The 20,073-nt window shown below is 64.6% G+C and carries 21 protein-coding genes; 14 read left to right on the top strand and 7 right to left on the bottom strand.

Translation table 11 applies throughout. From position 1 onward, the window contains the following. Positions 1–194 (top strand): hypothetical protein (locus NTZ26_12280; protein MCX6561276.1); only part of this gene is annotated, 194 nt, incomplete at its 5' end. Here the strand turns inward: NTZ26_12280 and mutM are convergent. After that, positions 182–1,045, bottom strand: a complete 864-nt coding sequence (gene mutM / locus NTZ26_12275) for a bifunctional DNA-formamidopyrimidine glycosylase/DNA-(apurinic or apyrimidinic site) lyase (protein ID MCX6561275.1) — start codon at positions 1,043–1,045, stop codon at positions 182–184. The two genes, NTZ26_12280 and mutM, sit on opposite strands and share 13 nt — an antisense overlap. A 74-nt stretch (positions 1,046–1,119) precedes the next feature. Here mutM and NTZ26_12270 point away from each other — a divergent pair, with 74 nt between their 5' ends. The 9 genes from NTZ26_12270 to NTZ26_12230 all read left to right on the top strand — a co-directional run bounded on the left by NTZ26_12270 (position 1,120) and on the right by NTZ26_12230 (position 9,464). Then, entirely contained in the window at positions 1,120–1,482 is a 363-nt protein-coding gene (locus NTZ26_12270; GenBank protein ID MCX6561274.1) for a hypothetical protein, read from the top strand. Beyond that, positions 1,479–1,658 carry a hypothetical protein gene (locus NTZ26_12265; GenBank protein MCX6561273.1) on the top strand — a complete coding sequence of 60 codons (180 nt, stop codon included), beginning with the start codon at positions 1,479–1,481 and terminating at the stop codon, positions 1,656–1,658. Before NTZ26_12270 ends, NTZ26_12265 begins: the two co-directional genes overlap by 4 nt. Before the next feature lie 91 nt (positions 1,659–1,749). Further along, on the top strand, positions 1,750–2,415 hold the full coding sequence (gene ftsE / locus NTZ26_12260; GenBank protein ID MCX6561272.1) for a cell division ATP-binding protein FtsE: 666 nt from the start codon (positions 1,750–1,752) through the stop codon (positions 2,413–2,415). Further along, positions 2,412–3,320 carry a permease-like cell division protein FtsX gene (locus NTZ26_12255; GenBank protein ID MCX6561271.1) on the top strand — a complete coding sequence of 303 codons (909 nt, stop codon included), beginning with the start codon at positions 2,412–2,414 and terminating at the stop codon, positions 3,318–3,320. The genes ftsE and NTZ26_12255 overlap by 4 nt, the downstream gene beginning before the upstream one ends. A 48-nt stretch (positions 3,321–3,368) precedes the next feature. Continuing rightward, complete coding sequence (locus NTZ26_12250; protein ID MCX6561270.1) at positions 3,369–4,286, top strand: DUF4115 domain-containing protein; 918 nt, start codon at positions 3,369–3,371, stop codon at positions 4,284–4,286. 7 nt (positions 4,287–4,293) lie between these two features. Further along, on the top strand, positions 4,294–6,480 hold the full coding sequence (locus NTZ26_12245) for an ATP-binding protein (protein ID MCX6561269.1): 2,187 nt from the start codon (positions 4,294–4,296) through the stop codon (positions 6,478–6,480). Further along, complete coding sequence (locus NTZ26_12240) at positions 6,477–7,838, top strand: sigma-54 dependent transcriptional regulator (GenBank protein MCX6561268.1); 1,362 nt, start codon at positions 6,477–6,479, stop codon at positions 7,836–7,838. Before NTZ26_12245 ends, NTZ26_12240 begins: the two co-directional genes overlap by 4 nt. A gap of 19 nt (positions 7,839–7,857) precedes the next feature. Then, positions 7,858–8,598: a DNA repair protein RecO gene (gene recO, locus NTZ26_12235; protein MCX6561267.1), complete on the top strand. Its 741-nt coding sequence runs from the start codon at positions 7,858–7,860 to the stop codon at positions 8,596–8,598. A 200-nt stretch (positions 8,599–8,798) separates the two neighbouring features. Continuing rightward, on the top strand, positions 8,799–9,464 hold the full coding sequence (locus NTZ26_12230) for a transposase (protein MCX6561266.1): 666 nt from the start codon (positions 8,799–8,801) through the stop codon (positions 9,462–9,464). Between the two features lie 61 nt (positions 9,465–9,525). Here NTZ26_12230 and NTZ26_12225 read toward each other — a convergent pair whose 3' ends face one another. Then, positions 9,526–10,392 (bottom strand): decaprenyl-phosphate phosphoribosyltransferase, encoded by an 867-nt coding sequence (locus NTZ26_12225; GenBank protein MCX6561265.1) that lies wholly within the window; start codon positions 10,390–10,392, stop codon positions 9,526–9,528. 12 nt (positions 10,393–10,404) lie between these two features. Further along, on the bottom strand, positions 10,405–10,761 hold the full coding sequence (locus NTZ26_12220) for a hypothetical protein (GenBank protein MCX6561264.1): 357 nt from the start codon (positions 10,759–10,761) through the stop codon (positions 10,405–10,407). A 134-nt stretch (positions 10,762–10,895) separates the two neighbouring features. On the opposite strand from NTZ26_12220, the gene NTZ26_12215 reads away from it, so the two are divergent. The 4 genes from NTZ26_12215 to NTZ26_12200 are packed head-to-tail and all read left to right on the top strand — an operon-like array spanning position 10,896 to position 15,038. Then, positions 10,896–12,248, top strand: coding sequence for an MFS transporter (locus tag NTZ26_12215; protein MCX6561263.1), 1,353 nt, complete (start codon positions 10,896–10,898; stop codon positions 12,246–12,248). Beyond that, the gene (locus NTZ26_12210; protein MCX6561262.1) at positions 12,245–13,207 is read left to right on the top strand and encodes a diacylglycerol kinase family protein; all 963 of its coding nucleotides are present in this window, start codon (positions 12,245–12,247) and stop codon (positions 13,205–13,207) included. The genes NTZ26_12215 and NTZ26_12210 overlap by 4 nt, the downstream gene beginning before the upstream one ends. Beyond that, positions 13,204–13,650 (top strand): YkgJ family cysteine cluster protein, encoded by a 447-nt coding sequence (locus NTZ26_12205; protein MCX6561261.1) that lies wholly within the window; start codon positions 13,204–13,206, stop codon positions 13,648–13,650. The genes NTZ26_12210 and NTZ26_12205 overlap by 4 nt, the downstream gene beginning before the upstream one ends. Then, positions 13,647–15,038 (top strand): hypothetical protein, encoded by a 1,392-nt coding sequence (locus NTZ26_12200; protein ID MCX6561260.1) that lies wholly within the window; start codon positions 13,647–13,649, stop codon positions 15,036–15,038. The genes NTZ26_12205 and NTZ26_12200 overlap by 4 nt, the downstream gene beginning before the upstream one ends. 27 nt (positions 15,039–15,065) lie before the next feature. Here the strand turns inward: NTZ26_12200 and NTZ26_12195 are convergent, their stop codons facing one another. The 4 genes from NTZ26_12195 to NTZ26_12180 form a co-directional block, all read right to left on the bottom strand. Then, complete coding sequence (locus NTZ26_12195; GenBank protein MCX6561259.1) at positions 15,066–16,277, bottom strand: 6-bladed beta-propeller; 1,212 nt, start codon at positions 16,275–16,277, stop codon at positions 15,066–15,068. Positions 16,278–16,364: 87 nt separating this feature from the next. Continuing rightward, on the bottom strand, positions 16,365–17,123 hold the full coding sequence (locus tag NTZ26_12190; protein MCX6561258.1) for a 4Fe-4S dicluster domain-containing protein: 759 nt from the start codon (positions 17,121–17,123) through the stop codon (positions 16,365–16,367). 19 nt (positions 17,124–17,142) lie between these two features. Continuing rightward, entirely contained in the window at positions 17,143–18,633 is a 1,491-nt protein-coding gene (locus NTZ26_12185; GenBank protein MCX6561257.1) for a hydrogenase, read from the bottom strand. Between the two features lie 12 nt (positions 18,634–18,645). Further along, positions 18,646–20,073 carry a proton-conducting transporter membrane subunit gene (locus NTZ26_12180; GenBank protein MCX6561256.1) on the bottom strand — a complete coding sequence of 476 codons (1,428 nt, stop codon included), beginning with the start codon at positions 20,071–20,073 and terminating at the stop codon, positions 18,646–18,648.

Genomic DNA, 20,073 nt, shown 5'->3' with positions numbered 1-20,073 from the left:
TCATGCAGGCTCAGGTGGACGCGCATGCGGAGTTCCGCCCTCGCGGGGATTGTCGAAGCAACGTCCCGACGAGGACTGCGAAGCGCTGCAGGCGCCGAGCGGAGAAGCGCAAGGAAGGCGTGAAAAACCCGCGCCGCCGGGACGAATACCGTGACGCAGGCCACACAGAATGGAACGAAATCTATTTCTTTTGACACCGGGGGCAGTAATGGCTGCTGCGGCCGCCGATGACGGCCCGGCGGATCGGGCCGCCGCAGCGCGGGCAGGGCTCGCCGGCCCGGCCGTAGACCTTGTGTTCGTCCTGAAACGAACCCAGCTCGCCGTCGGCGTTGCGATAATCCCGGATCGAGGAACCGCCCGCGGCGATGGCCCTGGCCAGGACGTCCCGCACAGCCGCCCCCAACCGGTCGGCCCGGGGGCGGGACAGGCGCGAGGCCGCGGCCAGCGGATGAACGCCCGCCTCGAACAGCGCCTCGTCGGCATAGATGTTGCCGATGCCCGCCAGGAAAGATTGATCAAGGAGGACGCTTTTCATCCGGCCGCGCCGGGCCTTGAGCCGAGCGGCGAACTCGCCGGCGGTAACATCGAAGGGCTCGGGGCCGAGGGTGCAGAGCTCGGGACAGGCCGCCAATCCCGCGAGCGGTCGGCAGCGGACAAGACCGAATTTGCGGACATCTTCGAAATGGAGCTCCCGGGCGGGGCGCCGGAAATGGAGAACCAGGTGGACATGGCGGCCGCGCGGCCGCCCGGGACGGCTCCAGAGGAAACGACCGGTCATCTTCAAATGGAATAGGAGGGCCAGGCCGCCGCACTCGAGGATAAGCACCTTGCCCCTCCGGCCGACCTTGTCGATCGTCTTGCCGGCCAGCTCGGTCAGGGGAACAGCCGACGCGGCGCGGGCCGCGCGGCCCCCGCCCCAGCCGGTCCCCGCGGCCCGGCCGGCCTTGCCTTGGGGCGGAAACGCCTCCACCGAAGCGATGCGAAGGCCCAGGACGCGGCGCCGAAGGCTGCGGGCGACCGATTCGACTTCGGGCAGCTCGGGCATGGGGGGGATTGTATCAGAATCCGGGCCTCTTGCGCCGAAGGAACGGTTTGGTCTATGATGGGCGCTCGAAAGCCATGAAAAGCATCGCTGTCTTCCTCCTGGGCTGGCTCGTCCCCGGACTGGGCCACATCGTGCAAAAGAAATACGCTCGCGGGTTCACCTTCCTGGCCGCGATCCTGGCTATGACCGGACTGGGCCTCTGGATGTCCGGCAAGATCTACCCCTTCCAGACCGAGAACCCGCTGACCATCCTGGCCTTCTTCGCCGACATCGGGAACGGCCTGGTCTATCTCCTGTCGCGCTTCCTGCCCATCGGGCTGGGCGACCTCAAGCTGGTCACCTTTGAATTCGGCACCGCCTATCTGGCCGGCGCCGGCCTGCTCAACTACCTGATCGCCCTGGACGCCGCCGACATCGCCGCGGGGAAGAAGTCATGATCTTCGAAAGCCATTTCCTATCGATGATCGTCTACGCCGCCCTGGTCGCGGTCGTCCTGGCCCTGCTGCGGCGCAAGGAGAAGGCCTCGCGTTGGAAGTACGGGATCTTTCTCTTCCTGGCCATGGCCGGCGGAGCCCTGCTTTTCGGCTGGCTGATGTACCTCTTTACCCTCTGAGGCCCGGATCCGTCCTCGATTCCCGGAAACGGGAAAACAGCTTTTTGATTGAGGATGTGTCCGCCCATTTGAATTTGCGTATAATAGGCGCGTGATCGAGCTCGCGCACGTCTGGGTTCAATATCAAAAGCCCCACTGGGCTCTCTCCGACATCGACCTGACCATCGGCCGGGGCGAGTTCTGCTACATCACCGGCCCCTCCGGCTCCGGCAAGACGACCCTGCTGCGAACTCTGACCCGCGAAGTCATCCCGACCCACGGTCAGGTCTTCGTGGCCGGCAAGAACATCTGCCTCCTGCCCGACCCCAAAGTCCATCTCCTGCGCCGGATCATGGGCATCGTCTTCCAGGACTTCCGGCTCCTCTTCCACAAGCGCGTCTTCGACAACGTGGCCATCGCCCTCCAAGTCCAAGGCGTCCCCTCGCGCGATCTCAAGCGCCGGGTCTTCATCGCCCTGCGCATGGTCGCCATGCACCACCGCATCTGGGACTTCCCCTCCGAGCTCTCCTACGGCGAGCAGCAGCGGGTGGCCGTGGCCCGGGCCGTCGTCAACAACCCGACCATTCTGCTGGCCGACGAGCCGACCGGCAACCTCGATCCCGAGCTGGCTTCGGAGCTGATGGGGCTGTTCCAGGAGATCAACCGCCAGGGGACCACGGTCGTCATCTGCACCCACGACCGCGATCTGATCCGCCGCTTCGAAGGGCGGGTGGTGCTGCTTCACGACGGCAAGATCCAGCGGCGAGGCCGGGCATGACCCCCGCCACCCCGCTCCGGCCGCGCTACTTCCTGCGCGAGACCCTGAACAACCTCTGGCAGTTCAAGACCCGCCATTTCTTCTCCCTGACCATCATCTGCCTGTCCTCGCTGATCCTGGGTGTCTTCCTATCGCTGTCCAACAACCTGAACGCCAAGGCCGGCGAGCTGTCTCGCAACGTCAACGTCGTCTTCGATCTCAGCCGCGACGCCTCGCCCGCCGATCGGGACCGGCTGGCCGCCGAGCTGCGGGCTTCGCCCCTCGTCGGCGCCGTCCGGACGATTTCGGCGGAAGAGGCTCTAGCCCGATTTCTCAAGGACTTTCCCGAGCTGTCCGACATTGTCGCCAACCTGAAGGAAAATCCCTTCCCCCCGTCGATCGAAGCGGACCTGCGCCGGCCGGACGTCCCAGCCGACGACGTGACCCGGCTGATCGCGGAGGCCCGCCGCGCCCCCGCCGTGACCGACGCCCAGTTCAACCGCGACTGGGCCGAGCGCGTCCGGTCGCTGAGCCGCCTGGCCCGCAATACGGGCCTCTTCCTGGGGGGCATTCTCGTCCTGGCCTCGCTCCTCATCATTTCCAACGTCATCAAGCTGAACGTCCTGGCCCGCAAGTCCGAGATCGAGCTGCTGCGGCTGGTCGGAGCCACCAACGCGTTCATCCGCGGCCCGTTCCTGCTGGAGGGGGTGGCTATGGGGCTGCTGGGCGGGCTTCTGTCGCTCGGCCTCATCCTCGTCGTGGTCAAGCTTTTTCCCATCTATCTCGGCGCCTCCATGGGCGCCCTGCAGGAGCTGTTCGGATTCCGCTACCTGACCTGGGCTCAGGCCTTGGGGCTGGTCTTCGGCGGCGGCTTCGTCGGATTCCTGGGCAGCCTGAGCTCCATCGCCAGATTCCTAAAAGTGTAACGAATTGACAGGCGCGGGAGCCTGGCTTACAATCGACCCATCATTCCCATGTCATCTCTCGGGCAGGAACTCAAGTCGGCGCGCGATAAGGCCTCGTTCTCCGTCGAACAGATCGCCCAACAGACCAAGATCAGCCTCCGCCTGCTCAAGGCCTTGGAAGACGAGCGCTTCGACCAACTGTCCGAACCTTTCTTCATCAAGGGAGTGCTCAAAGCCTATGTCCGGGCCATCGGCGCCGACGAAGCCTATTTCCTGGCCCTGTACCAATCCGAGCATGCGCCGGCCGAACCGGCGCCGCACGAAGCCCCGCCTCCCCCTCCAGCCAAAGATCGCGCCGGCCGCGCCTCCGCTTCTCCGCCGAGCCGCGTCCACAGGCCCGAGCTCATGGACTTCCGGGAGGCCCCGGGGCGCTCGGGCCCGAGTTTAAAGCGGCGGATCCGTCTTCAGCCTTGGGTTCTGATCCTCTGCCTCCTCCTCCTCGCGGCCGCCGCGACGCTGGGGGTCATTTTCTATGTCCAATCGCGCCCCAAGCCGGCGCCCCGGATCGCCTCGACCGTCCCTTCGGCCCCGCCGATCGTCAAGCCTGCGGCTCCCTTGGAAGCCGCGGCGAAGCAGGGGGCAACCTCGGCGCCCGCCGGCGCCGCCGGCCTAAGCCAAGCCTCGGCCCAGCCTTCCTTCGAGGCCGGCTTGAAGCTTGGCCTGCGGTTCACCGCCGACACCTGGATCCAAGTGGCCGCGGACGGCCGGATCGTCCTGGACGGCATCCAAGCCGCCGGCCGCGAAGAGTCTTTCCAAGCCGCCGAGGAATTCATCCTCCAGTTGGGGAACGCAGGCGGGGTGACTTACACCCTGAACGGCAAGCCCGGCGTGCCGTTCGGCCCTCCCGGGGCCGTGCGGACCGACGTCCGGATCAGCCGGGGCACGGCGGCCGACTTCCTGCGCAAGGCGCCCTCGCCCGCCCCCTGAACTCTTCATGCCTGAATCCAAGGACGTCCTGACCCCCAAGAAACGGGGTTCGCGCGTTCTGGCTTTCGTCATCCCGATTCTCATCGTCCTCTTCTTCGTCATCGACTTTCTGCTGCGGCGGGTCCAGGAATTCTCCCCCTCCAAGGCCACGGGCATCCTGCTCACAGCGCTTCAGTTCATCGTCCTGCTTCTGGCCCTGATCCTGCTCTTCGTCCTGGGCCGCAACTTGGCCCGGCTGTATCTGGAGCGCAAGCGCAAAGTGGTCGGCGCCCATTTCAAGACCAAGCTGGTGATGTTCTTCACCGCCCTGTCCTTTCTTCCGACCCTACTGCTGTTCCTGTTCACCAGCGACCTGATCAGCCGCAATATCGAGCAGTGGTTCAAGATGGACGTCAACCGCGTCCTGGAGGACACCCGGGCTGTGGCCGACGGCTTCTATGTCACCGCCTCCGAGCTGACCCTGCACTACGCCGTCCAGCTGGAGAAGGAGATGCGGTCCCAGGGCCTGCTGGCGGCCGACAAGCGCGGAGCCCTGGAGGCCTTCGTCCGGACCAAGCTGGCCGAGTACAAGCTGGCCGAGATCGCCGTCTACCAGGGCGAGGAGGAGCTGTTCGTCTATCTCGACCCGAACCTGCCTTTACAGGACTACAACGAACTGAAGTCGGACAACGTCAAGCGGATTCAGGCCGGCGTGCCCCTCAACGATATCAAGCCCATGGGTACCGGTGAGTTCATCCGCCAGGGGGTCTCCTTCAGTCTGCCGGACACGACCGCGTTTCTCATCACCACGGGGATGTTCCTGCCGCAGAACTATACCCAGAAGATCAATAACGTCAAAGCCTATTGGGACCGCTACAGCCGCCGCCGCCAACAGAAAGACCTGACCAAGACGACTTACCAGCTGATGCTGGTCCTGGTCACCATGCTGATCGTCTTCGCCGCCACCTGGATCGGCTTCCATCTGGCCCGCTCCATCACCGTCCCGATCGAGAAGCTGGCCCAGGCCACCCGCGAGGTCTCCAAAGGCAATCTGGATGTCCGGGTCGAGGACCCGGCCTCGGACGAGCTCGGCATCCTGGTCGAGTCGTTCAACCAGATGATCGCCGACATCCAGACCGGGCAGGTCCGCCTGGCCCAGAAGACGGCTGAGCAGGAAGCCCGCAAGCAGTACATCGAGACCCTGCTGAACACCGTCACGACCGGGGTCATCGCCCTCGACGCCGAAGGCCGCATCACCACCATCAACCCCTCGGCCCGGGACATGCTGGCGTTGCCGGCCACAGCCGAAGTGGCGGGACGGCCTTACCGGGAGGTCCTCCGCCACCCCCACTTCGCCGAGCTGGCCCAAGCCATCGAGGCCGGGATGCGGACCCGCTACCGGATCTCCGACCGCGAAATCACCATCATGCTGAACGGCCAGCAGCTGACGCTGGCCTTAACTCTATCCCCCCTCAAGCCGCCGGGAGCCGGCTTCTCCGGCCTCCTGGTCGTCTTGGACGACCTGTCCCAGCTGATCAAGAGCCAGCGGGTCGCCGCCTGGAAAGAGGTCGCCCAGCGGGTGGCCCACGAGATCAAGAACCCGCTGACGCCGATCCAATTGAACGCCGAGCGGATTCTGCGCAACCTCAGCCGGCCCGATCCGGCCTCCCCGGCCGCGCTCGAGGAGGGGGCCCGGGTCATCATCCAGGAGGCCCAGACCATCAAGTCCCTGGTCGACGAGTTCTCCGAGTTCGCCCGGCTGCCCAAGATCAGCCTCCAGCCGGCCTCGCTGGCCGAGATCGTCGATCAAGCCGCGGCCCTCTTCCGGCCCATCTACAACGATATCGAGTTCGAGGTAACGATCGACCCCGAGGTGCCGGCCCGCCAGCCGCTTGACCCGGAGCCGATGAAGCGGGTCTTCATCAACCTTTTCGACAACGCTATTGACGCCATGGCCAAAAAGGGTAGAATCGTCGTCCGCGCCGGCTTCGACCGCGACACCCGGTTGATCCAGGTCGAGATCGAGGACACCGGGCCCGGCATTGCGGTCGAGGACAAGGACAAGCTCTTCCTGCCCCATTTCTCGACCAAAAAGAAGGGCACAGGACTCGGGCTGGCCATTGTCGCCCAGATCATGAAAGAACATAACGGCGCCATCGACGTCCGCAACGTCAAACCCCATGGCGCGCGCTTCATCCTACAGTTACCCGCATGAGCCAAGACAAGATCCTGATCATCGACGACGAAGCGAGCATCCGCTCGTCTCTGCAAGGCATCCTCGAGGACGAGGGCTATGCCGTCCGCACGGCGGCCTCGGGCGAGGAAGGGCTGGGTCTCCTGCAGAAGCAGGCCTTCGGGCTGCTGCTGCTCGACATCTGGCTGCCCGAGATGAACGGCCTGGATGTCCTGCGCCGTGTCCGGACCCTGGACGCCCCGCCCCAGGTCGTAGTCATCTCCGGACACGGGACGGTGGAGACGGCCGTCAAGGCCACCAAACTGGGCGCCTTCGACTTCCTGGAGAAGCCGTTGACCCTGGAGAAAGTCGTCCTGACCGTCAAGAACGCCCTCCGCCAGCGCCGCCTCGAGGAGGAGAACCTCCAGCTCCGCGAGAAGACGCGGGCCCGCACCCATCTGGTGGGCAAGAGCCCGGCCATCATCCGGCTACGGGAGGAAATCAAGAAGGCCGCCCCGACCGACGGCCGGGTCCTGCTGACGGGCGAGAACGGCACCGGCAAGGAGCTGATCGCCCGCATCATCCACGACCAGAGCCGCCGCGCCGACAAGCGCTTCGTCGAGATCAACTGCGCCGCCATCCCGGACGAGCTGATCGAGGCCGAGCTCTTCGGCACCATCAAGGGCGCCGTCCCCCACGCCGTCAAGGACAGGAAGGGCAAGCTCCTGCAGGCCGACGGCGGGACCCTCTTTCTGGACGAAGTCGGCGACATGAGCCTGCGGACCCAGGCCAAGCTGGTCAAGGCCCTGATCGAGCAGTCCTTCGAGCCGGTCGGATCGAGCGACATCGTGTCCGCCGACGTCCGGATCATCGCCGCCACGACCAAGAGCCTGAAGGACCTGATCGTCAAGGCCCGCTTTCGGGAGGACCTCTTCTTCAAGCTCAACGTCATCCCGATGTCCATCCCGCCGCTGCGCGAGCGGACGGAGGACATTCCCCTGCTCATCGATCATTTCCTGAAGGGCTTTGCCGCCGATTACGGCAAGAAGCCCAAGACCATGCACCCCGAGGCCCTCAAGGCCTTCCTCAACTACTCCTGGCCGGGCAACGTCAGCGAGATCATGAACGTCATCGAGCGCTTCGTCATTCTGGTCGAGGAGGATGAGATCGGGCCCGCCCATCTCGCCCTTCTGGTCGAAACCCGGGAGCGGGAGACCGGTGCCGGCCTGCCCGCCGCGGCGCCTCTGGCCCAGGCTCTGGAGCAGTTCGAACGGACGACACTGCACCGCGTCCTGCTGCGGAACCAATGGGACCTCGTCCGGGCCGCGGCCGAGCTGGATATGACCCCCGAGGCGATCCAGGCCCGGATCAAGACCCTCCACATCACCCTCAACGAGTGAGGGCCGCTAAAGGCCGGATATGCCCGTCGACCAAACCGAAGCCATCGTGCTTCGGACCTCCCCGATCGGCGACCAGGACAAGCTCTGCTCTTTCCTGACCCGGGAGAAGGGCGTTCTGCGCGGCGTGGCCAAGGGCGCCCGCAAGTTCGCCAACCGGTTCGGATCCGCGCTCGAGCCGATGTCCTATGTCCGGGTCTTCTTCTACGAAAAAGAGCGGCGTGACCTGGTCACGATCAGCAACGCCGATCTGCTCGAATCGTTCTTCGACATCCAGTCAGACCTCAAGACCGCCTTCACCCTCGGCTATTTCGCCGAGCTGGTCGAGGAGTTCGCCCCGGCCCGGGCTCACGAGGAGGTTCTGTTCCGCCTCCTCCTGGCCGTCCTGCAGGCCCTGCGCGACAAGGGGGACCTGAGCCTGCTGGCCCGCTACTTTGAGGCCTGGCTGCTGCAAATCAACGGCATCCTGCCCGAGGTGGGGAGCTGCAAGAAATGCCGCAAGGCCGTGGCTGAGACGGAAGCGTCATGGCTGTCGCCGCGGCGGGACGGGATATACTGCGGCGACTGCGCCCCGGCCCGCAAGGAGCCCGTCCGCCGGGAGCTGGGGGAGTTCCTGCGCTGGGTCCGGCGCAACCCGCCGCCGCGCGTCCCGGTGGAGCCGTTCGGACCCGAGGCCTTGCGTACCATCCAGGTCGCCCTGCAGGCCATGATCGTCTTCCACCTGGAGCGCGAGCCTCGAACCCTGCGCCTCGTTCGCGACTGATAATTCACAGACACATACTTAATTCCCCCAACTGCAGCGCATCTTTCGCAGACATGTACCAAATTAATCCTCGAGCGCAGTCCGATACATTAGGCGCTTTCCAATAGAAATATTTTGACTTTGAGGATCAAATTGTAGGGAAGAGTTCATTGAGAAATTTTATAAATTATGCCGTCTTCTTAATCGGGGAGAAATGAAGCATGCCCGCCTATGCAAGAATAGTGATTCCGGATCTACCTCATCATATTACTCAACGAGGGAACCGAAGGCAGAGGGTATTTTTTGATGATGAGGATAAGGCGTTCTATCTTAGGCTGCTGAAAAAATATTCAGAAGAGGCCAAAGTCGCGTTTTGGGCATACTGCATTATGGATAATCACGTGCATTTGGTTGCCGTTCCTTCGGATGAAGCGGGGTTGGCTCGGACTTTCGGCAATACGCACAAATTTTACACAAAAACAATAAACGCAAGGAACAAATGGAAGGGCTTTTTATGGCAGGGAAGATTCTCTTCGTTTCCAATGGATGAGAGTTATCTATACAATTCCATCAGATATATCGAAACAAATCCCGTAAGAGCCAAGCTCGTCCGTAACGCGCGAGATTGGGATTTTTCAAGCGCAAGAGCGCATATCGACAAGTCCTTTGATCCACTTCTGCGGACTTCGCCATTAGACACTAGCATTTCCAACTGGGAGGCCTATTTAGAGTCAGCTCTCCCCAATAGTACCCTTGAGGAGTTCCGCGTTCATGCGAAGAACGGGCTTCCGCTTGGAAGTGAGAAATTTCTCCAAGGGCTCGAAGAAATGACCGGGCTGCCTATGGTAAAAAGAAAACCCGGCCCTAAGAACGAATTCCCGAAATAGATCTGATTCCTTCAGAGAATTGGCTCTTGCGCATACGAATTGAGTATGTGTCTGGGAATTATCAGAAGTAGACGATCCCGGCGGAGACGGCGGCCCAGAGGGCGATCGCGGCCAGGAAGGGCAGATCCTCGATGATCATCTCCTCGGGTGTTCCCCCCTGCCCCTTGCGATAGACCAGAAAGAGATAGCGGAAAATCCCGTACAGGACGAACGGCGCGGTCCAGAGCAGGCGGCCCGAGCCGAACCGCCGGGACGTGTCCTCGGACATGGCGTAGAGGGCGTAAGTCACCATCGTGGCGGCGGTGACGACGGCGATCATCTGGTCGAGCAGGGCGGGCGTGTAGTCGCGGAGCACCGAGCGGTGGGCCTCTCCGCACTCTTCGAGCGTGAGGAGCTCGTTGCGCCGCTTGCCGACAGCGATCAGAAGGGCGAGCAGGCTGGTGCAGACCAGGAGCCAGGAAGAGGGCACGACGCCGGCCGCGAAGCCGCCGGCCGCTACCCGGATGACGAATCCCGAGGCGACGAGGAAGACATCCAGGATGACAACCCGCTTGAGGACAAGCGAATAAGAGAGCTGCAGCAGGGCGTATGCGGCCAAGGCCAGGAAGACGCGTCGGTCGAGGGCGGCCGACGCCGCGAGGGCGCAAGCGGCCAGGCCGGCGGCCGCGGCCCAGGCCGTCCCCGGCCGGAGCCGGCCGGCTGCGATCGGGCGTTTGGCTTTCCGGGGATGAAAGCGGTCGGACTCCGCGTCGAGGATGTCGTTGACCAGGTAGAGCGCGCCCGCTAGAACGCAGAAGAGCGCGAACACGGCCGCCGTCCGGACGGCCGGCCCCGGCCGGAAAAGCACCCGCCCGAACACGGGGGCGGCGAAAACGAAGAGATTCTTGATCCACTGCCCGGGGCGGAGAGACGCGATGATGTCTTTCATTGAGGGATCTGGCTAGAATTGGACGTCGCCGCCGGTATAGGTCGAAGCGTTTTTATTGAGATAGAGAGCCAGGATCCGAATCAGCATGAAGATGATCCCGCCCGCCATAACCGTCGTATAAACAGTCAGCAGAGCCACGTTGGCGATGTTACGAGCCCGCGAGATTTCGGTCGGGAAGAGCAGGTCGAAGAGGGTCTTACCGAAGACCAGGATGAGAAGGACGACACCGAGGGCCGACCGGTAAAAGTATTCCTTGGCCGTATCTGGCGTGATGATCTTGAAGATCAGGGGATAGAGAAGCCAAGCCGTGACGGCCCAATAGAGGACCAGCCAGCCGATCTTAACGGCATTGTCGACTGGTTTGGGCAAAGATCTCTCCATCGATCGGCTTTACCTTAACCCCGGCCCCGACCCGAGTCAAATGCTTTCTGCCGGCTCATTCCCACCGAGGGGATTGAACCTCGTCCGAACATACGGTATATCTCTGCTGACCGACAAAACCCATGACTCCGAACCGCACCGCTCCGCCCCTGCCGTTTCTCCTTTTAACGGCGGGGCTTCTGTTCATTTTCGCCGACCAATCGATGCTCGGACCATTCCTCAATCCGCTCTTGGCCGGATTTTTCGGCTCGACCCGCAACGTCGTGCCCCTGGGCTGGGTCGGGTTCGCCGCCACGGCGCTCTCCGCCCTAGCCATGATCGCGGCCGGCATCCTGTCCGACCGCGGAGCCCGCCTTCGATTCTGCGCCGGGGGGCTGGCCCTGGCCGGGGCCGCGTCGCTTCTCTCCCCCCTCATCCCGGGAGGCCGGGCCGGCTATGCTCTCTTTTTCACCCTCCGGGCCCTAGCGGGGATAGGCGCCGGCGCCTTCGTCCCGGCCGCTTTTTCGCTGGCCTCCGATTCGGTCGATCCCGGCCGGCGCGGCACGGCTTTCGGCCTGATGTCCGTGGCCATGCTGGTCGGCCGGTTGGCCGGTTTCGGCCTGGCCGGCGCCCTGGGGACGGGTTGGCGGACGGCGTATCTCATCGTCGGGGCCGCCGAAATCGCAGCTGCCGCGGTTTTCGCCGCTTTCCGCGAGCCCGAGCGCGGCGGCCGCGAGGAGGACCTGCAGGGAGCCATCCGGGAAGGAGCCCATTACCGCTTCCGCATCTCCCGGTCCGACGCCGCCGTTCTCCGCCGGGCCCGCAGCAACGTCTGGCTTGTCCTGAACTTCATCGACGTCATCCCGGGGTCGATCGTCCTCTTCCTGATCTTCAAGTACATGAAAGAAATCCACAATCTCGACGCGGCCGCGGTCAACGTCATGCTTCTGGCCGTCTTTGCGGCGGGTGCTTTGGGAGCGGTCGTTTTCGGCCGCATCGGGGACGTCGGGTTCCGCAAGGACAAGCGGGCCAAGGTGATCACCGCCATGGCCTGCAACGCCGTGCCCATTGTCTTCATGGTCCTGTTTCTGGCCAATACCGCCCGGGCTCCGGAGACGGGCGGCCTGCACGCCTCGCTGGCCGCGCCGGGGATGATCGCCTTGATTCTGACCGTCGCCGCCGCGCTGTTCATCAACCAAGGCGTCAATCCCAACTGGTACGGGACCCTGGCCGACATCAACCTGCCGGAGCACCGGGGCACGATGGTCTCGCTGGCCTCGGTCATGGACCTGGCCGGCAACGCCCTTGGCCCGCTCATCGCCTCCTACGCCGCGACCCTCTGGGGCCTGCGGACGGCCATGGGCCTGGTCCTAGTCTTCTGGGCGGCCAACATCCTGTTCTGGATTCCGGTCCTGCGGCACGTGCGCGGGGACATCGAGCGGTCGCGGGCCGTCCTGCGGGCTCGGGCCGCCGAGATGCAACGGGAGGCGCCATGAGCGACGCGCGCGGCCCCATCACCATTCTCCTCAATCCCTCGGCCGGCTCCGGCCTGGCCAGGCGGACGCAAACCCGCCTCGAGGCGGAACTGCGGCGATTGGGGGTGGATTATTCCCTCATCGTCACCCAGAGTGAAGACCACCTGCGCGAGATGACCCGCAAGCTGGCCGGCGCCGGGCCGGAAGGCCGAGTGCTGGTCGGGGCGGGCGGCGACTCGACCTTCCTGATCATGGTCAACGAGCTCCTCGGCCGGAAATCGATGGCGGCCGGGCCGGCCCCAATCCTAGGCCTCGTCGGGCTCGGCTCGTCCAACGACATTCCAGCCGCCTTCGGCTTGAATTCGCTCGAGACGGCCTGTCGCGTCCTGCGCGACGGGCGCGTCCGCCCGATCGACGCCGGGGCGGTCGTCGAAGGCGGAGAGGTTCGCGGGTATTTCCTGGGCCAAGCCAACGTCGGCCTCGGCGCCGCGGTCAACCGCTATGTCTACGACCTGGCCGAGCGGCGTCCCGGCCTGGCCCGCCGCCAGACCTTGGCCGGCGTGGCGGGCATCCGCCAGGCCTACCGAAGCAAAGACATCCCGATCCAGCTGACGATCGCCTGGGACGGAGGGGCCATCGACGGCCCGTTCACCATCGCCGTCTTCGCCAACACCCGGATTTGGGCCACCGGGCGGATCATCGCGCCAGAAGCCGATCCCGACGACGGCCGCCTGGACGCCTGTCTCATCGGCCCCTGCCCGATGCGCCGGTTGGCCCGCCTCTACGCCTTGACCAAAACCGGGGCTCATATCAGCGAGCCCGAAGTCCGGATCGTCAAGGCCCGCGAGTTCACCCTGCGATCGGACGCCCGGCTGGACGTCCAGACCGACGGAGAGATCATCGAAGGCTGGCCGGGTGGACCATCGCGGATCATCGTCGTCAAGGCCTTGCCCGCGGCCTTGCGGATTCTGACGCCATGATCTTCGACGACGGAAGCGGCCTGCGCTTTGGCCTCGATCGGGAAAGCCCCTTTTTCTTCAAATGCCAGCGTTGCCGGGTCTGCTGCAATAACAAGAGGATCGTTCCCGATGCGGCCGAAGTCGAACGGATGGCGGCCCGGCTGGCGACGACGCCGGACGATTTCAGGACCCGCCATCTCGATCCGGCGGACGGGACGATCCGCTTGCGGCCGGACGGCGATTGCGTTTTCCTGAACGAGGAAGGCTGCGGTATCCACCCGGCCCGCCCCCTCGTCTGCCGGCTCTTCCCGCTGGGCCTCCTCCGGAACGAGGCCGGCCGGGAGCGCTTCGGCCTCATGCCGCTCCATCCCGACTGCGTCGGCTATCTGAGTGACGAGGGCACGATCGCGGGATATCTCGAATCGGAGGGGGCGATCCTGATTCCGGCCGCGGTGGACCCATGAGCAAGCGCATCGCAGCCATCGGTCGGGTTCTCGTTTTGGCCGTATCGGCGCTGGCCCCTTATGCGGACGGCCAAGTCCTCAGCCGGGCCGACGAAGCCTTCCTCAAGGACCAGGCCCGCCGGATTGTCGAATCCGCGCGCTTGCCTGCCGGAGGATCATCCGGAACCTGGCGCAACACGACGCCTTACGCGCTCCATGTGCCGGGCGGGAACATGGGTTATCCCGCCTACTGGATCCGGGACTCGATCATGATGCTGGGCGGGGATTTCATTCCCGCGGCGGAGATCGAGGGTTGGATCCGGCTCATCGTCGGAACCCTCCTGGGGCCCGGGGACTGGGAAGTCAGGCCGGGGGTCGTCGTGCCGGCCTATGCCGTGCCGGATCACATCAATTTCGACGGACTGCCGACGTTCTACCCCGGGAATTACGAGACAGGCGACAAGCAGGGCGGTTCTCCCTGGGGCAAATACCCGCCGCTGGACGACCATTTCTATTTCATCGGCGCGGTCTTCGAGCACTGGCGGATGAGCGGGAGCCTGAACCTTTTCCGATCGAAGATGCGGACCTCCTTCAGCCTGGAGAAGCTCTCGGATCTGTGCGAGAAGATCTACCGGATTGCGCCGTCCGATCCGATCACAGGGCTGGTCACGGCGGGCCCCATCGAGACGGAAAACGCCAAGGACTGGGGCTTCTGCGACGCCGAATCCAAGAGCGGGAAGCTTCTCTTCCCTTCGCTCCTCAAGTACGAGGCGGCGCTCCGGCTGACCACACTGTTCGAAGCCGCGGGCGAGCCGGGCAAGGCCGAAGCTTACCGCCGGGACGCGGCGCGAATCCGCAAAGCCCTGCCCGCGACGTTTCTACGGATGAGCCCGGACGGAGCCGAGGCCTGGCTTCATTCGGCGACCGAAGTCGGCAATCAGCCCGACGTCTGGGGCAGCGCCTTCGCCGTCGCGATCGGCGCTTTGGACGAGCCCGCGGCCGGACAGGTCGCCCGCGCGTTGGTCCGAGGCTTCCGGGAAGGGACGACGGTCCGGCAGGGCTGGGTCCGCCATCTGCCCAAGACCGGCCGGGGCGACGCCGGCAACTGGACGGTCTCGGTGGCCAAGCCCGGGGAGTACCAGAACGGCGGCTATTGGGGAACTCCAACCGGTTGGGTCATCGCGGCGATCCGTCGCGTCGATCCGAAGGCGGCCGCGGACATGGCCCGGGAGTTCGTCGCCTCGCTCCGAAAGAACTTGCGGCCCGACGGAACAACCCAAGCCTGGGAGTGGTTCAACCCGGACACGGGCGGCGCCAGCAATCCGCTCTATGTCGCCACCATCGCCCTGCCCTATTTAAGCCTCAAGGCGGCGGGGCTATTGAACGGGCCCGCGGCGGCCAAGCGCTGAGCCGACGCCCGCGAACAAGCCCTTCGGTCAATATTTCTGAAGGGTATAAGCGTATCTCTTCACGTAGTGATAGTCGTCAATCTCCTCGACGCCGTAAGCCTTCCCGTTCCTGAATATGAGCGTGGACGCCGGCACGTCGGTCACGAAGCTGCCGAGCCAAGCCCCTTTGGCGTCGAAGAGATCGACCGTCGAAGCCCGGGGCAGCGTGTCCGTCACGACGAACAACAGCCCGTCGTCCATCGGGATGATCTGGTTATAAGCCGGGAGAAGCTTGGGATAGACCATGGCCTTCCGGACATCCTCGTCCTTCGGCCGGTTGTTCCCTCCGCTGGACGCCAGAAACGAGAGAACGGCCGTTTGGAAGTAGTAATCCTTGTGCCCATCCGTCACCAACCGCGGTGCGGCGTCTTTTTTGATCAGCAGACGCGGCTCCCCGGTCCGATCATAGACGGTGAATTCGTATCGGTCCGGGTATCCGACGATAAGCCGCTCATCGTCGGTCACGGCGGTGATCACGTTCGGCTTGAAAGCGCTTCGGCTCAGCATCCCGGCGACAAAGCGCGCCCGGTCGGCGTATTCCGGCAGGCCCGTGAAGTCGACCCCGTCCCGGCGGAACTCGGTTTTCAGCTTGAAGTCCCGGTCGAAGATCCCGTAGGGGATCGCCCATTTGGGCCCGTCCGGCCGGTCCTCGCGTGTGTTCGTCGAGGTGAAATAGGTCCCGTTGGAAAGGAGGATGACGGCCCCCGTAGAGGCCTCCAGCTTGATGGCCTCCGCGAAGCGGCCGGTTTCCTTGTCGAAGAACGTGATTCTCTTGTTGGCGATATCGGTGATATAGATCCGGCCCCGGCCGTCGAAGCGCATCTCCCAGAGATTGCCGAACTCCCCGGGGCCTTGGCCCGCGCGGCCGATGGAAAAGAGGAACTTCCCGGCGGGATCGAATTTCTGGATTCTCTTTCGGCTCCAGTCCAGGACGTAAATGCCCCCCCTCTCGTCCGCCGTCACCTGGATGCTGGATCCGAACATATAGTTCTCATCGCCCTCCTCGACCCCAATCGTCAGTTCTTCCCGGAAGACGACCTTCGTCCGCTGCCCGGACGGGGGGACGGGCTCCTTTGGATTGGCAACGACAACCGGTTTCCCCGCCTGCCCGCCGGGCGTTCCCTTCGCATCCGCGGCGTCGGCCATAGAAAGGCCCAAGCCGACGACGATCACCAAGCCGATTTTAAAAGGCGATTTCATGGTCCCCTCCCCTGATGCGAGGGTGGATTCCCGCCCCCCTCGTTCCAATTATACAACGATTCCCGACAAGCTCTCGTTGCGCCCCGGTCAACGTCCCAGGAAATCGAGCACGGCCCGGATGAAAGTCAGGGGATGCGGAGGACAGCCGGGAACGAAGAGATCGATGGGTGTCTCGGCCAGAAACGAGCGGTCGAGATCGACGCTCTCGGCGAACAAACCGCCGTGGATGGCGCACGCTCCCGCGGCGACCACGACCCGAGGCGTTCCCAAGCTTCGATAGGCGTCCTTCAGGGCCGGAGACATGTTGCGCGAGATCGGTCCCGTCAACACCAGGCCGTCCGCGTGTCGGGGCGAGGCGACGAAGTCCACACCGAACCGGCCCATATCGAAGTTGACGTTACCGCAGGCGCCCAGCTCCATCTCACAGCCGTTGCATCCGGCGGCCGAGACCTGGCGAAGCTTGAGAGAGCGGCCGAAGAGCCGGCGGATCTCCCGTCGGGATCCGATGGCCTTAGCGGCAAAGGAGGCGGCCGTCTCCCCGGGCCCGATCCGCAGAGTCTCGCGCTTCGAGGCTCCCAGACGGTGGGCGGGAGTGGAACGCACCATCCCGGCCGGGCAAGCCGTTTCGCAATCGCCGCAAAACAGGCAGGCACCGAGGTCGAGCCGCAGCGGACGAATCGACAGGGCGCCCGTCGGGCAAGCTCGCAGGCATTGATCACAGCCATCGGGACAGGCCCCTTCCCGCAGGAGTGGAAAGCCGCGGAAGGGGGCTTTCACCTCCGCCCGCCGGAGGTCCTTGATCACGGGACGCCCGTGCCGTTTCCTCAATTTCAACAGGTCGAGCATGATTCTCCCGCTGCGGCGGTCATAGGTCGAATCCGCAATAGGACAAGTTGAAGCTTTTATTGCAGATGGGGAAGTCCGAGATCCCGTTCTTCCGGACGGCCATAGCCAGCCCGAACCAGTTGTGGAACGACGGGTCCTTGATCTTATAGCGCTTCAGGCGGCCTTCGTCATCCGTGACCGCCGCATGGGCGATCTCGCCCCGCCAGCCCTCGGCCAGGGAGACGACGAGATGCCCGGCCGCCGGAGGGCCCGGAGGATGGAGGAGATCCCCTTCGGGCAGGAGATCGATCTGCTCACGGACGAGACGGATGGACTGGGCGATCTCGACCGAGCGGATATATGCCCGGGCGAAGACATCGCCCGAGGTCAGGGTCATCTTATGGACGGGAAAGTACGCATATCCGCCGTAGGGATGGTCCGAACGAACGTCCCGAGCCAACCCGCTGGCCCGGGCCGCCGGCCCCACCAGACCGATTTGCCGGGCCGTTTCCGGATACACGATCCCGGCCTTCTCGAAGCGGGCCAGAACCGACCCGGACCCGAAGAGGACGGCGGACGCCAGCCGCGCGCCTTCTTCGACCTCCTCGAGGACGGACCGGACCGCGGCCCGCCCTTCCGGGGTCACGTCGAATCGGACTCCGCCGACCGCGATCAGGCCGCGGCCGAAACGGCTGCCGCAGAGGGCCAGGGTCGTGTTGATGATCTTGGTCCGCAGGGCCCCGTATACGGACTGCCCGGTCAGATAGGCGACGTCGCCGGCCAGGGCCGCCAAGTCCCCGAGATGGATGCCGATGCGCTCCAATTCCTGGGCGATGACGCGAATCATCAGGGCCCGCCGGGCGGGGAGGATGCGGCCGAGGGCTTCCGTGGCCCCGGCGAAGGCGCCGGCATGGCCGATGACGCTGTCGCCCGCGATCGACTCGGCCAACCGCAGGAGAAAAGCCGGATGGTCGCGCCGCCGCAGGAAGAGATTCTCCACGCCTCGATGCTGGAAGCCGAGCTGAATTTCGAGGTGGTGGACATCCTCGCCCTGGCAGGAGAAGCGAAAATGGCCGGGCTCGATGACCCCGGCGTGAATCGGGCCGACGCCGACTTCGTGCACCTCGTCGCCCTCCATTCGGAAGAAAGCGGTGGGCGCTTCGGCGGGATTGATTCCGGCGATGCCGCGGCGGACCGGCTTCAGCCAGGGATGGCCGACCGGCTCCAGGCCGAACTCTTCGTAGACCTCACGCTCGAACAAATGAAACGCCGGGACGTCGGGCGTGATCGCCGGATACCGGGCTTCGCTTCCCACGCAGGTCGAGGCCGCGAACAGCCGCGATCGATCGTCATCCGCCAGAACGGCGGTCAGGGTGACGCCGGCCGGCTCGCGATCGCCGAAGAAGAGGACGATCCGGCGGCCCGCCTCCGCATCTTCGACCATCGCGCGCCGGAACTCGGCCGGCGACAGCCGGGGGATCTCCGTCACGGGTACGGGCTGAAGATTCTTGAACGCCGCGCTTGTCGCCATATTCATCTCCGGTCAGTTCAAAAGACCGACCGCCTCCCTCATGAGCGCCAAAACTTTCGCCGGGATGGACAGGCCGATCGCTAAAAGCAGGATGAGCAGAAGGACTTGCGGCCCGTAGGACAGAAGGCCGGATCGCTCCGCCGCGGCCGGCGCCGGCGGTTCGCCGAAGGCCATGCGGAAGACGGCGCCGCCCATGCCGAAGACGATCACCACGATCAGGGCCAGGAACGGGCCGGTCAGCCAGCCGGAACCGGCGGCGAAGAAGGCGCCGATCAAAAGAATCTTGCTCAAAAACGCGGGAAACGGGGGGAAGCCGGCGACGGCCAGGAACGAGACGATCCAGACCCAGCCGATCCGGGGCTCCCTCCGCAACAAGCCCCGGACATCGTCGATCCGCTTGCTGCCATACAGGCGCAGGATCTCCCCCGAGGTCAGGAACAGCGAAGCCTTGGCCAGGGAATGGGCCGCGCTGTGGAGGAGCGCGGCGAAAAACCCAGCCGGACCGAAGGCCAAGCCCAGGAAGAGGATGCCCATGTTTTCGATCGAGGAATAGGCCAGCATCCGTTTGTAATTGACGGTCTGGAGCAGGAACGCGGCCGCCACCACGAGGGAGAGAAAGCCGGTCAGAATGAGAAGGAAATCGGAGAAGCCCCCCAATCCGGCCCGGATCATGATCGCCTGGAACCGGACAAGCCCCAGGAACGAAGAGTTCAACAAGGCGCCCGAAAGCAGGGCCGAGACCGGCGCGGGCGCCTCGGAGTGGGCGTCCGGCAGCCAGGCGTGAATCGGGGCCACGCCGATCTTGGTCCCGAAGCCGACCAGGATGAAGGCGAAGGCCATCTTCAGCCAGAAGGGATTGATCTCGCCCGCCCGGCGGGCCAGCTCGGTGAAGAACAGGGAGTTGATGCCCCGGCTCCCCACCGTGAGGATGATGATCCCGACGAACGCCAGGGCGATCCCCACGGAGCAGATGAAGACATATTTCCAGGCGGCCTCCAACGAGGACTTCTTCTTTTCGAAGTAGATCAGCAGGGCGCTGGTCAGTGTCGTCGCCTCGAGGAGAACCCAGAAGAGCGCCAGATGGCGGGCCAGCATGACGCCCGCCATGGCCGCCGCAAAAAACAGGAGCTGGGCCGTGTAGGCGGCCTCGCGCCGGGGGGACAAGCCCTGTTCCTTGAAATAGGCCAGGCTGGCCACGGCGGCCGCCGCGAAGACTAGGGCCATGATCGTCAGGAAGACCAGTCCGATTGCGTCCACCGACAGGTAGGCGGCCAGGCCTCCCCCGCTATCGCCGCGGCCGGCGCCGGCCCACCAGGCGGCGACCGCCGCCAGGAAGACCGCCGCTGTCCCCAGCAGAGCCGCCCGGCTGATCCGGCGGTCGCGGGCGATCCAGGCCAGCGCGCCGAGGCCGAGCGGAAGGGCGATCAGTAGCGGGGCCAT

It is taken from the genome of Candidatus Aminicenantes bacterium, from assembly GCA_026393855.1.
In the GTDB taxonomy this organism is placed as follows: Bacteria; Acidobacteriota; Aminicenantia; order Aminicenantales; family UBA4085; genus UBA4085.
This window is presented reverse-complemented; position numbering and strand designations above follow the sequence as displayed.